Source organism: Iodidimonas nitroreducens (assembly GCA_000710935.1).
Lineage (GTDB): Bacteria > Pseudomonadota > Alphaproteobacteria > Sphingomonadales > Rhodothalassiaceae > Iodidimonas > Iodidimonas nitroreducens.
The window spans coordinates 46,123-57,956 of sequence record BAYV01000001.1 but is presented as its reverse complement, the minus strand read 5'-3'; the positions used below and the strand labels follow the sequence as shown (position 1 = coordinate 57,956).

10 protein-coding genes are annotated in these 11,834 nt (G+C 58.6%); 5 read left to right on the top strand and 5 right to left on the bottom strand.

The window, feature by feature from the left end:
- Window positions 1-47 precede the first annotated feature (47 nt).
- The 4 genes from dnaN to AQ1_RS00235 all read left to right on the top strand — a co-directional run bounded on the left by dnaN (window position 48) and on the right by AQ1_RS00235 (window position 7,120).
- Entirely contained in the window at window positions 48-1,160 is a 1,113-nt protein-coding gene (gene dnaN / locus AQ1_RS00250) for a DNA polymerase III subunit beta (protein ID WP_042082694.1), read from the top strand.
- Window positions 1,160-2,539 carry a DNA replication/repair protein RecF gene (gene recF, locus AQ1_RS00245; RefSeq protein WP_462686897.1) on the top strand — a complete coding sequence of 460 codons (1,380 nt, stop codon included), beginning with the start codon at window positions 1,160-1,162 and terminating at the stop codon, window positions 2,537-2,539. The genes dnaN and recF overlap by 1 nt, the downstream gene beginning before the upstream one ends.
- Before the next feature lie 81 nt (window positions 2,540-2,620).
- Window positions 2,621-5,053 carry a DNA topoisomerase (ATP-hydrolyzing) subunit B gene (gyrB, locus tag AQ1_RS00240; protein WP_052370605.1) on the top strand — a complete coding sequence of 811 codons (2,433 nt, stop codon included), beginning with the start codon at window positions 2,621-2,623 and terminating at the stop codon, window positions 5,051-5,053.
- A 63-nt stretch (window positions 5,054-5,116) separates the two neighbouring features.
- The gene (locus AQ1_RS00235; RefSeq protein WP_052370591.1) at window positions 5,117-7,120 is read left to right on the top strand and encodes a transglycosylase domain-containing protein; all 2,004 of its coding nucleotides are present in this window, start codon (window positions 5,117-5,119) and stop codon (window positions 7,118-7,120) included.
- Window positions 7,121-7,133: 13 nt separating this feature from the next.
- Here AQ1_RS00235 and AQ1_RS00230 read toward each other — a convergent pair whose 3' ends face one another.
- Window positions 7,134-7,823, bottom strand: a complete 690-nt coding sequence (locus tag AQ1_RS00230) for a M48 family metallopeptidase (RefSeq protein ID WP_042082690.1) — start codon at window positions 7,821-7,823, stop codon at window positions 7,134-7,136.
- 64 nt (window positions 7,824-7,887) lie between these two features.
- Entirely contained in the window at window positions 7,888-8,106 is a 219-nt protein-coding gene (locus AQ1_RS00225; protein ID WP_042082688.1) for a DUF3126 family protein, read from the bottom strand.
- Between the two features lie 323 nt (window positions 8,107-8,429).
- On the opposite strand from AQ1_RS00225, the gene AQ1_RS00220 reads away from it, so the two are divergent.
- Window positions 8,430-9,050, top strand: a complete 621-nt coding sequence (locus tag AQ1_RS00220; protein ID WP_052370588.1) for a cell wall hydrolase — start codon at window positions 8,430-8,432, stop codon at window positions 9,048-9,050.
- A gap of 22 nt (window positions 9,051-9,072) precedes the next feature.
- Here the strand turns inward: AQ1_RS00220 and AQ1_RS00215 are convergent, their stop codons facing one another.
- The 3 genes from AQ1_RS00215 to AQ1_RS00205 all read right to left on the bottom strand — a co-directional run bounded on the left by AQ1_RS00215 (window position 9,073) and on the right by AQ1_RS00205 (window position 11,657).
- Window positions 9,073-9,618, bottom strand: a complete 546-nt coding sequence (locus AQ1_RS00215) for an ActR/PrrA/RegA family redox response regulator transcription factor (RefSeq protein ID WP_042082685.1) — start codon at window positions 9,616-9,618, stop codon at window positions 9,073-9,075.
- A 76-nt stretch (window positions 9,619-9,694) separates the two neighbouring features.
- On the bottom strand, window positions 9,695-11,086 hold the full coding sequence (locus AQ1_RS00210) for an ActS/PrrB/RegB family redox-sensitive histidine kinase (protein WP_052370586.1): 1,392 nt from the start codon (window positions 11,084-11,086) through the stop codon (window positions 9,695-9,697).
- A gap of 7 nt (window positions 11,087-11,093) precedes the next feature.
- Window positions 11,094-11,657 (bottom strand): ankyrin repeat domain-containing protein, encoded by a 564-nt coding sequence (locus AQ1_RS00205; RefSeq protein WP_161760328.1) that lies wholly within the window; start codon window positions 11,655-11,657, stop codon window positions 11,094-11,096.
- Window positions 11,658-11,834: the final 177 nt, after the last annotated feature.

The window sequence follows — 11,834 nt, the reverse complement described above, 5'->3', positions numbered from 1 at the left end:
AGGCTCAGGATCATCTCACAGCCCTTCAACAGACAAGCGCCGATCTTATGAAATTCACTATCGAACGAAATGCGCTCCTGAAAGCGTTGAGCCATGTGCAAAGCGTGGTGGAAAAGCGGAATACCATCCCCATTTTGTCCAATGTGCAGATCGAAGCGGTTTCGGGTCGGCTGGGGCTGACCGCCACTGATCTCGATCTTGCCATTATCGAGCATACGGATGCCGATATCAGCGAAGAGGGGGCCACCACCGTTCCGGCCCATACCCTGCATGATATCGTGAAAAAGCTGCCCGATGGGGCGCAGGTGGGGGTTGCCCTCGATGATCGCAAGCTGGTTTTGAAGGCCGGTCGGTCGCGCTTTACCCTGTCATGCCTGCCTAAGGAAGATTTCCCGGTGATGAGCGCCGGTGATCTGCCGCACCGCTTCAAGCTGCCCGCCCGCGACATGAAGCGTTTGATCGATAAAACCCGGTTTGCCATTTCCACGGAAGAAACCCGCTATTATCTCAATGGCATTTATCTGCATGTGGCCGAAGGGGCACAGGGGCCAAGGCTGCGCGCCGTGGCCACCGATGGCCATCGTCTGGCGCAGGTGGATGCGGCGCTGCCCGATGGTGCGGCAGGGATGCCCGGCATTATCATTCCGCGCAAAACGGTACTGGAAATCCAGAAGCTGATTGATGAATATGATGGCGATCTGGGGATCGATCTGTCGGATACCAAGATCCGTTTCCATTATGGCCATGCGGAAATCACCTCGAAGCTGATCGATGGCACCTTCCCCGATTATTCGCGGGTGATCCCCGAAGGCAATGATCGCGTGCTGACCATCGGCTGCGAAGATTTTGCTGAAGCCGTGGATCGCGTTTCCACCATCAGTTCCGACAAATCACGATCCGTGAAGCTGGCGCTGGATGGCGACAAGATCACTTTATCGGTGACCAGCCCGGAAAATGGCACCGCCACCGAAGAACTGGCCGCCAGCTATAGCGCCGATAGCATGGAGATCGGCTTTAATTCGCGTTATCTGCTGGATATTCTCGATCAGGTGGATGGCGATCAGGTGGAAGCCCGGTTGGCCGATGCCGCCTCGCCCACGGTTTTGCGCGATAGCAGCGATGAAACGGCGCTTTATGTGCTGATGCCCATGCGGGTGTGATGGCCAGCCGCCACAATATCGGCCACATGATCAGCCAGGCCATCGACAAGGCCCATTCAAACGGTGATGAAACAGGGATAACAGCGATCAGCGCGATGCCCCGATCAACACATCAGGCCCATTCCTTGAAGCCCGGGGATGCGGTTGCTTATCAGCAGGCGGAAGCCCGGCAGCAATCCGGGCCTCGGCGGGCTTCGCCCTGTTTCATTGCTCGCCTCGATCTGGCGCATTTCCGCTCTTATCCTCATTTATCCTTGCGCCTTCCGATCCATGAAACGGCCCCCGCGCCGGTGGTGCTGGTGGGCCCCAATGGGGCGGGTAAAACCAATTTGCTGGAAGCCTTGTCGTGCCTGTCTCCGGGCCGGGGCCTGCGCGGGGCTGCTCTTCATGAAATCACCGCGATGGGATCATCGGCGCCCTGGGCCGTTCATGCGCGGCTGCATCGCCCGGATGATGTTTTTGAAATCGGCACCGGCCTTGCCCCCGGTGTTTATGCCGATTCTGATGGCGATGATGAGGGCGGTGGAAGCCGCCGCGTGGTGCGGATTGATGGAGAAACGGTCTCGGGCAGCGGGCATCTGGCCCGGATTTTATCGGTTTTATGGCTAACCCCGGCTATGGATCGGCTGTTTGTGGAGGCGGGATCGGGGCGGCGGCGCTTTCTGGATCGTATCGTGCTCGCCCTGCATGGCGATCACAGCCGGCAGGTGAATGCCTATGAGCGGGCCATGCGCGAACGCAACCGGCTTTTGAGCGAACGCGGACCGGGCTTTGATCATGCCTGGCTCTCGGCCTTGGAAACCCGGATGGCCGAGCATGGGGTCGCTATTGCGGCGGCCCGGCTGGAAACGCTTGATGATCTTGGCCAGCGGCTGAAAGCAATCCCCAAGGGGCCTTTTCCCCTGCCCCTGATCAGCCTTCAGGGCTATATCGAAGATCAATTGGCGATCAGCAGCGCGCTGGAAGCCGAAGAAGCCTTCAAAAGCCATCTGGCCGCCATGCGTCGGCGCGATGCGGCTGCGGGTCGTACGGGGGATGGCCCGCATCGCTCCGATCTGATCGTAGTGCATCAGGAAAAGGCCATGCCGGCGCATTTATGTTCCACCGGCGAGCAGAAAGGGCTATTGATCTCTATCATTCTGGCCCATGCTGATATGACCGCTGATCAAACCGGGCACACACCGATCTTGTTGCTCGACGAAGTGGCCGCCCATCTGGATGAAGACCGCCGCGCTGCTTTGTTCGAGCGGCTTTTGGCTCTTGGCGGCCAGGCTTTCATGACCGGAACCGATGCCGCCTTGTTTGCGGCCCTTGGCGGGCGTGCCGATATTTTCCATATTGGCGATGGGCAGGTGCGGCTGGGGAGCGGCGCGCCGTAGTGGGAAAACCGGGCCAGACTATCCGGCCCGCAACAAGCACGTTTTTGACCTTTATCGAGACTGAGAGAAAATATGAGCGATATGAAAAAAAGTGAACGGGATCAAGCCGTAGAAGATTATGGCGCCGACTCGATCAAGGTCTTGAAGGGGCTGGATGCGGTCCGCAAGCGCCCCGGCATGTATATCGGCGATACCGAAGATGGCTCGGGCCTGCATCATATGGTGTTTGAAGTCACCGATAATGCCATCGATGAATCGCTGGCGGGCTATTGCGATCAGGTCACCATCCTTCTCAATCCCGATGGCTCGTGCACGGTATCCGATAATGGCCGGGGTATCCCCACCGCCATCCATGAAGAAGAAGGCGTTTCAGCCGCGCAGGTGATCATGACCCAGCTTCATGCCGGGGGTAAATTCGATCAGAATTCCTACAAGGTATCGGGCGGCCTCCATGGGGTGGGTGTTTCGGTGGTGAATGCCCTGTCGGATTGGCTGGAATTGACCATCTGGCGCAATGACAAGGAACATTGGATGCGCTTCGAGCGCGGCGAGCCGGTGGCCGATCTGGTGGAACGGGGCAGTGCCCATGGCCAAAGCGGCACCCGCATCACCTTCCTGCCATCCAAGGATACCTTTGTTCATACCGAATTTGATTTTTCCCGGCTCGAACATCGCTTTCGCGAATTGGCCTTTCTTAATTCCGGGGTGCGCATCCAGATAGAAGACAAGCGCCATGTGGAACCCAAAATCGTTAATCTGTTTTATGAAGGCGGCATCACGGCCTTTGTGAAATATATCGATCGCACCCGCAATTCGGTGATCGGCGAGCCGGTATCGATGATCGGCGAACGTGAAGGCATCACCGTTGAGGTGGCGATGCAATGGAACGACAGCTATCACGAGAATGTCTTTTGCTTCACCAATAATATTCCCCAGCGCGATGGCGGCACCCATCTGGCGGCTTTCCGCGCGGCGCTGACCCGTACGGTCAATAATTATGCCAATGAGTCGGGTCTGGCCAAGCGGATGAAAGTCACCTTGTCGGGGGATGATGCCCGTGAAGGGCTGTCTGCGGTGCTGAGCGTGAAGGTGCCGGACCCGAAATTCTCCAGCCAGACCAAAGATAAGCTGGTGTCATCCGAGGTGCGCCCGGCGGTGGAGCAGATCGTCGCCGACAAGCTCGGCCAGTGGTTTGAAGAGCATCCCAATGAAGCCCGTTCGGTGGTGCAGAAAATCGTTGATGCCGCCTCTGCCCGCGAAGCCGCGCGAAAAGCGCGTGAACTGACCCGCCGCAAAGGTGCGCTCGACATCGCCTCTCTGCCCGGAAAACTTGCCGATTGTCAGGAACGCGACCCGGCCAAATCGGAACTGTTTATCGTCGAGGGCGATTCCGCCGGTGGCTCAGCCAAGCAGGGCCGCCATCGCGGCTTTCAGGCGATTTTGCCCCTGCGCGGCAAGATTTTGAATGTGGAACGGGCGCGCTTTGATCGGATGCTTGCCTCCAATGAAATCGGCACGCTGATCACCGCCCTTGGCACCGGGATCGGCCGCGATGATTTCAATATCGAAAAGCTGCGCTATCACAAGATCATCATCATGACCGATGCCGATGTGGATGGCGCCCATATCCGCACCTTGCTCCTTACCTTCTTTTATCGCCAGATGCATGAGTTGATCGCGCGCGGGCATCTTTATATCGCCCAGCCGCCCCTTTATAAGGTGAGCCGTGGACGATCCGAGGTTTATCTGAAGGATAACAAGGCGCTGGAAGATTATCTGATGGGCAATGGCCTTGTGGATGCCCTGCTCGAAGATGGCGACGGTGTGCAGCGCACCGGCGAGGATCTGGCTCAACTGGTCAGCGAAGGGCGGCAGATCCGCGCCCTTCTCGATGGGCTGCCCAGCCGCTATAGCAGAATTCTGGTCGAAGCCCTGAGCCTTGTTGGCGGCTTGAACAGCCAGACCCTGAATGACCCCGACCGCGCCCGTGCCGCCGCCGCCAAAGCCGCCGCATGGATGAACCAGCTTGCCAGCACCGAAGATCAGGCGGGATGGAGCGGCGAACTGGCCGCAGATGGCGGCTATCATTTCATTCAGGATGTGCGGGGGATTGCGGATCATCATATGGTGGATGCGGCCCTCGTCGATTCTGCCGAGGCCCGGCGCCTGGATGAACGGGTGCGCCCGCTGGCGGCGCTGTTTACCAATGCCGTGACCCTGCGCCGCAAGGAAGGGGCGGTGAAAGCCGTGCGTCCCACCGAGCTTTATGACGGCGTGCTTGCCTTTGGTCGCAAAGGCTTATCGATCCAGCGCTATAAGGGCTTGGGGGAAATGAACCCCGGCCAGCTTTGGGAAACCACCCTTGATCCCGATGTCCGCTCGCTTTTGCAGGTGAAAATCAATCAGGCCGATGAAGCCGATGAGATGTTCACCCGGCTGATGGGCGATCTGGTGGAGCCCCGGCGCAATTTCATTCAGGATAATGCCTTGAATGTTGCCAATCTGGATGTGTGATCCGGGCGGAAATCGCCCCGCTATCCTTGCCAAAGCCATATTTGTTCCTGAAGCTCAAGCCTGATGGCCAGAAAAACCCGCAATCATCCGATCGATACCCGTGATCGGCCCGTGCCACCGGCAACGGGGCGGGGCCGGGGCCGCAAGCAGGGGCGGGAGCGCCAATCCGGCGCGGCACGATCACAAGGGGCCACCAATCCACCAGAAAAAGGGGGGCCGCCCCATTCCAACCCCCCTTCTGCCGCCAGCAAAGGGGCGCGCGTGCCGCGTCGCAGGCCTATCAGGCGGGTGCTTTACTGGTTTGCCATCCTGCTGGTGTGGGGGGGCATTCTGGGGGTGCTGAGCTTTATCTGGATCGCCCATGATCTGCCCGATGTGAGCAATCTGCCGCCGCCGGGCCAGGAACGCACAGTAACCGTGAAAAGCGTGACCGGGGCCACCCTTGCCAATTATGGTCCTGTGCGGGGCCAATGGCTGGCTTATGAGTCGATCCCCGAAGTGATGATCCTCGCCCTGCTCTCGATCGAGGATCGCCGGTTTTTCAATCATAGCGGTGTGGATATTCTGGGGATCGGCCGGGCCGTTCTCGCCAATCTCCGCGCTGGCGGCGTATCGCAGGGGGGCTCGACCCTCACCCAGCAATTGGCGAAAAATCTGTTTTTAAGCTCGGAACGCAGCCTGAAGCGCAAGGCGCAGGAACTGCTGCTGGCCCTTTGGCTGGAGCGGGCCTATAGCAAGGAGCAGATCCTGACGCTTTATTTGAACCGGGTTTATTTCGGAGCCGGAACCTATGGCATCGATGCGGCCAGTGAAACCTATTTCGGCCATAGTGCCCGACGCCTGAGCCTGGCGCAGGCGGCCATGCTGGCGGGTCTTGTCAAGGCGCCTTCAAGGCTTGCGCCCTCCCATAATTATGCCGGTGCCTTGCAGCGTTCTGAACAGGTTCTGGCGGCGATGGTGGATACCGGCTTTATCACAGCCCTTGCGGCGGATCGCGCCCGCAATCAGCCCCCCCCTTTGGCCGAAGATGCCGCCGGGCCCGATATTCGCTATTTCACCGATTGGGTACGCAGCCGCGCCGATGCGTTGCTGGATCATCCGGCGGGGGGGATTACCATTCTCACCAGCCTTGATCTCACCGCGCAAACGGCTGCCGAACAGGTGCTGCGCGCCCATCTCGATGAGCGCGGCAAAAAATTGGGGGTCGAGCAGGGGGCGCTGGTGGCCCTTGCCCCCGATGGCGCGGTGCTGGCGCTGATGGGGGGCCGGTCTTATGGCCAAAGCCAGTATAATCGGGTGACCCAGGCCCGCCGACAGCCGGGATCGGCCTTCAAGCCTTTCGTTTATCTGGCGGGATTGGAAGCCGGGCTTTCCCCCGAAACCATTTTTGTCGATGGCCCGGTGACGGTCGATGGCTGGTCGCCCCAGAATTTTTCCGAAGGTTATGCCGGGCCCATCAGCCTGCGTCAGGCCTTTGCGCGATCCCTGAATACCGTGGCGGTGCGGGTCTCCCAACATGCGGGCCCCAAGGCGGTGGCCGCTCTTGCCCGGCGTTTTGGCATCGAAAGCCCTATGCAGGCCGTGCCCAGCCTTGCTTTAGGGGCCTCGGGGACAACTCTGCTTGAACTGACATCGGCCACCGCCTCCCTTGCCAATGGCGGCGAGGCGGTCAAACCCTATGCGATCATCGAAATCCATGATCGCACGGGCCAGACCCTTTATCGCTTTTCACCCCCCGCACCCCGCCGGGTGGCAAAGCCCGATCAGGTGGCTGCGATTGTATCCATGATGGGGAATGTGATCACCGAGGGCACCGGGCGGGCGGCGCGCATCGATCGTCCGGCGGCGGGGAAAACCGGCACCAGTCAGGATTATCGCGATGCTTTATTCGTGGGCTTCACCAGCGATCTGGTGGCGGGCGTGTGGGTGGGCAATGATGATGATCGGCCCACAAAGCAGGTCACCGGCGGCAGCCTGCCCGCACAGATTTGGCATGATTTTATGATCGATGCCCATGTGGGGCGACCGGTGCGGCCCTTGCCCGCCTTGCAAAATCCGCAAAATTAAGGGCGATGGCCCCTCAGCCCGGCGGCGGCCCCATGCGCATCAAAGCCTCGCCATTCTGGCGCAGCCATAGCCGCGCTTCATGGCGATGGGGCACAAGCCGATCCACCACAGCCCAGAAATGTGGGCTATGATCCATATGCAGGCGGTGCGCCACTTCATGGGCCGCCACATAATCGCCGATCAGCGGCGGGGCCAGAACCAGCCGCCAATTAAAGCTCAGATCGCCTGCCGCCGTGCAGCTTCCCCAGCGGCTGATGGTATCGCGCACCCGCACCCGCCCCAGTTCAACATCAAGACGGCTGGCATGCTGGCGGGCCTGCGTGGCCAGATGATCCTGGGCCATGGCCCGTAACCAGCGCAGGATCCGATCTTCCAGCCGATCAGGCGGGCCACCCACATGGATAGCGCCTTCGATGATCTGAGGGGCGCGGGGCAGATGATCCCCATGCTGGATGAGATGGGGCACATCATACAAAGGCACGAAGCTGCCGGGAATGAATCGCAGGCGCTGGGGCAGGCGGTCAAGCTGGGCTTTGATCCAGCCCTGATGATGGCTGATGAACTGGTCGATCTGGCGCGCCGATGCGCCCATGGGGGCGGTGCACACGGCCAGGGCGCGGCGGCGATCAATCCGCAAGCCCAGCCGCCGGGCCCGATCATGGCGCCGGATGAGAATGCCGCCAGCCCCCTGATCTGTCGTCATGCCGTGTCACTCCGACCCGCTGCCGGGGTTTCTTTCAATCCAGCTCAATCCAATTCAATCCAGTTCAATCCAACTCTGGCAGATCCATATCCAGAATGGCCATATTGAAGGCATAGGAAACATCGCCTTCATCATCATCTTTATAGATCAGGCCGATGAATTCATCTTCGAGCAAAACCTCGACCGAGGCATCATCCCGCGATCGGCGCTTCAGATTGAGACGATTATTATCAAATGTGCTGCGCAGATATTTCTGAACGCGGGCAATTTCGGTTGGGGTCACGAAGAGTCTCCTTGGATCATTCCATTGCTACCTGATCGAAGGGTTTAGCTGACAGCCACCCCCGAAAGCAAGGCACAGCGGCAGTTCATAGATTCTGATTTTAATTCAAATTTGCCATATTATCGTCTTATTCATCGCTATAATGCGCCCAACATTCATTCGTGCCCACCCCATGGCAGGCTTTATCCTGAATGTGGGGTGATTTTTTTGATCAATAGCCATGGGCAGAAAAGCCCAAAGCGCGGGACGATCAAGGCTTCAGTCCCGATCATCGCTATCGTGCGTATCAGGCATCGAGAAACGACAGTTTCGGAAGGAAGGCCATGTCCCGCTTTGCTCTGCTTGCAGGCTTGAGCGCTTTATTTTTGCCCGCTCTTTTGCCCGCCCCGGCCCAAAAAGCCCCTATGCGGGCCGCACCCATTGTGGCTGATCGCGCATCGGAACGGCCTGTTATCCCCCAAAATCTTGAAGATGCCCTGCAGTATGTAGAGGCGCGGATGCCTGCGGAATTTGAAGATGATGCCCGCTGTTTGGCGCAGGCAATCTATTTCGAAGCGCGATCCGAGCCGGTCAAAGGCCAGCTTGCGGTGGCGCAGGTGGTGCTCAATCGGGTGAGCAGCCCGCTTTGGCCGCAATCCATTTGCGCGGTGGTCTTTCAAAATGAGCATCGCCGCCATGCCTGCCAGTTTTCTTTTGCCTGCGATGGCCGTTCGGATAATCCTCGCAATCCTTTGGCCTGGCAAAAATCAAAGCTGGTGGCTTTGGTGGCATTGGAGCAGATCTGGGATGATATATCGGATCAGGCGACCCATTATCATGCCGATTATGTCTCGCCCAGCTGGAATAAATCCATGCGCCAAACCGCTCGCTATGGCCGCCATCTTTTTTATCTCGATGCCCGGCAAGCCACGCTGATCAGCGATCATGCCCATGGTGATGGGTGATATCAGCGTCTTGAGACGGTGATCAGCGCGGTGCCCGCTTGGCAAGGATGCGCTGCAAGGTCCGGCGATGCATATCAAGCCGCCGAGCGGTTTCCGAAACATTGCGTCCGCATAATTCATAAACCCGTTGGATATGTTCCCAGCGCACGCGATCAGCCGACATTGGATTATCCGGCGGCGGCGGCGCTTCATCTTCACCAGCCAGAAGGGCGGCGGCCACGGTATCGGCATCGGCGGGCTTGGCCAGATAATCCACGACCCCCGTTTTCACGGCTGAAACCGCGCTGGCGATATTGCCATAGCCGGTCAGCACCACAATGCGGATATCGGGGCGCACTTCGCGCAAAGCGGGCACCAGATCAAGGCCATAGCCATCATCCAGCCGCATATCGACAATGGCATAAGCAGGCTTCATCGCCCGGGCATGGGTGAGGGCATCGCTCACACCTTCCGCGAGCTGTACGCTAAAGCCCCGGCTTTCCATCGCCCGTCCCAATCGAATCCTGAAGGGTGGATCATCATCGACAATGAGCAGCGTTCGGCTGCCCGCATTCTGATCGTCACTCATCTCAAGCCTTTCTCTTGCAGCGCCAGCCTGCACCCGCCCTCACTTCCGGTGCCCGCGATGGCCGACAATATTGGGGTCATCCGGGGTTTTTGTCTTCCGGCGCCAGCATCTCTCTTTGCCACAGGATTTTGACCACAGCACCGCCGGATTCCATATCATTTACGAAGCGAACCGTGGCTCCGGTTCTTTCCAGCAGAGTTTTTGCGATAAAAACACCCAAACCCAGGCCAGTATCCCCCGTGGCATTGACATGATGCGCCCCCATGGCCTCGGTCCCGCGCCTGCGGGTGGTGACATAAGGCTCGCCCAGATTTTTTTGCACCGAAGGATCAAAGCCGGGGCCATCATCCTTGATGATCACCTCGATCACCGAAGAGGACCAGCCGATCCTGACCAGCACCCGGCTGCGCGCGAAGCCCACCGCATTTTCAATGAAATTGGTGAGGGCATGCAATATTTCGGCGCGGCGGCTGATTACCGGCTGCGGAGCACTGTCTTGATTGAGGGGGGCGGCCTCGACATTGATGACCACATCGGTCAGATATTCAAAAGCCCGCGCCGCTTCAAGGGCCAGCGCCTCGATGGTTTGAATGGAAAAGGGAAAGGCCTCATCGGATAAATCCTTATAAGACAGGCGCTCCAAAATGCCCCGACAGCGCGAAATCTGATCATTGATCAGGGCCACATCCTCATGGCGGGGATCGCCCTCGGGTGTTTCGCGCAATAATTCCCGTGCCGCTAAGGTGATAGTACCCAAAGGGGTGCCCAATTCATGGGCGGCGGCAGCGGCCAATGTGCCCAATTCCGCCAGCTTATGTTCCCGTTCAAGGGCGGCTTCGGTGGCGGCCAGCGCCTGCGATCGTTTGCGGGTATCCACAGAAATGCGGGCGGCATAAAGGGTGAGGAAAATCATCGCCACCGCCAAACCCACCCATAAGCCCAGCATATATACGGTGGGAAGGCTAAAGGATGCATCGGGCCAGGGTAAAGGCAGGTGCCAGCGCGCCATCAGAATGCTGAGCCCCAAAGCGAGAACCAGCAAAGCCCATGTGCTTTTGCGCGAAAGCACAGTGGCTGAAATGGTCACCGGCACCAGCAAGAGGATGGCAAAAGGATTGGATAGCCCCCCGGTGAACGACAAGAGCAGCGCCAATTGCACGAGATCAAAACCTAGCTGCATCGCCGCCTTTTTATCGGGCAGTTGATGAGCAGCAGGAAACAGGATGATCAAAAACAGATTGAAGGCCACCGAAACGGCCACCACCATCGCCGCCCAGAAAATTTCAAAATCATAGCCCAGCCCATAATAGATGACGAGCAGAGCCAGCCCCTGGCCGAGAAGGGCAATCCAGCGCAAAGTGACAAGGCTGCCCAAACGCACGCGATTATCAAAGCCGATGCCCGCCCGATCCATGGGATCGCGATCAGCCGACCGATCCGGGAACAACGGCCATAAAAAGCGTGCCATGGGCCGATCAGCCCGCGCTTTCCAGCAGGCGCTCAATATCACGATAGCGGTTATTGCGGGCGATATCGAAAACCGTTTGCCCCTGATAATCGGGCATATCGGGGTCGGCTCCGGCTTCGAGAAGGGCGCTCACCACCCGTCCATTGCGCGAGAGGGCTGCCAGCATCAGGGCTGTTTGCCCGGTATTATTGCCAGCATTGAGATCGGCCCCCTTCTTGATCAACATCTGCACCCCATTCAGATCACCGCGACGCGCCAGTTCCATCAAGGCCGTGCTGCGCGTATTGCGATCCGTGGCATCGGGATTGGCCCCCATTTCCAGCAAGTATTCGATGATTTTGCTATCAGAATTGCGGGCGGCCATCACCAGCACCGGCACATCATCCACATTGCGCACATTGGGGCAGCGGCATTTCAGCATCTGGGTGCGCATTTCCCCATAATCCTGTTCCTCCACCGCTTTGATCAGTTCATAGGCTGCCGAAAATTGCGCCGCTGCCGGGGTGCTGCCAAGCATCGCGGCAAGCATGAACAAACACAGCCCCATCGCCCGTTTTTGCACCCGCTTCATTTTTACGGCATCCGCGCGCCTTGCCCATAATAGCGGGGCTATCCGGTTTGGTCTCATCTCGTGCATTGCATTACTCTCCCGAAAGATCTGGATCGGCTAAAGTCAGATCGTCACATCGACAGCGCGACCCGGCCCTTGTATAACATCATGAAGCCAAGCCCCAAGATTAAACCCGAC

What these genes read in the sequence shown, in the direction of transcription:
- dnaN (WP_042082694.1), top strand. Translation starts at nt 48, where the DNA reads ATGAAATTCACTATCGAACGAAATGCGCTCCTGAAAGCGTTGAGCCAT.
- recF (WP_462686897.1), top strand. Translation starts at nt 1,160, where the DNA reads ATGGCCAGCCGCCACAATATCGGCCACATGATCAGCCAGGCCATCGAC.
- gyrB (WP_052370605.1), top strand. Translation starts at nt 2,621, where the DNA reads ATGAAAAAAAGTGAACGGGATCAAGCCGTAGAAGATTATGGCGCCGAC.
- AQ1_RS00235 (WP_052370591.1), top strand. Translation starts at nt 5,117, where the DNA reads ATGGCCAGAAAAACCCGCAATCATCCGATCGATACCCGTGATCGGCCC.
- AQ1_RS00230 (WP_042082690.1), bottom strand. Translation starts at nt 7,823, where the DNA reads ATGACGACAGATCAGGGGGCTGGCGGCATTCTCATCCGGCGCCATGAT.
- AQ1_RS00220 (WP_052370588.1), top strand. Translation starts at nt 8,430, where the DNA reads ATGTCCCGCTTTGCTCTGCTTGCAGGCTTGAGCGCTTTATTTTTGCCC.
- AQ1_RS00215 (WP_042082685.1), bottom strand. Translation starts at nt 9,618, where the DNA reads ATGAGTGACGATCAGAATGCGGGCAGCCGAACGCTGCTCATTGTCGAT.
- AQ1_RS00210 (WP_052370586.1), bottom strand. Translation starts at nt 11,086, where the DNA reads ATGGCACGCTTTTTATGGCCGTTGTTCCCGGATCGGTCGGCTGATCGC.
- AQ1_RS00205 (WP_161760328.1), bottom strand. Translation starts at nt 11,657, where the DNA reads ATGAAGCGGGTGCAAAAACGGGCGATGGGGCTGTGTTTGTTCATGCTT.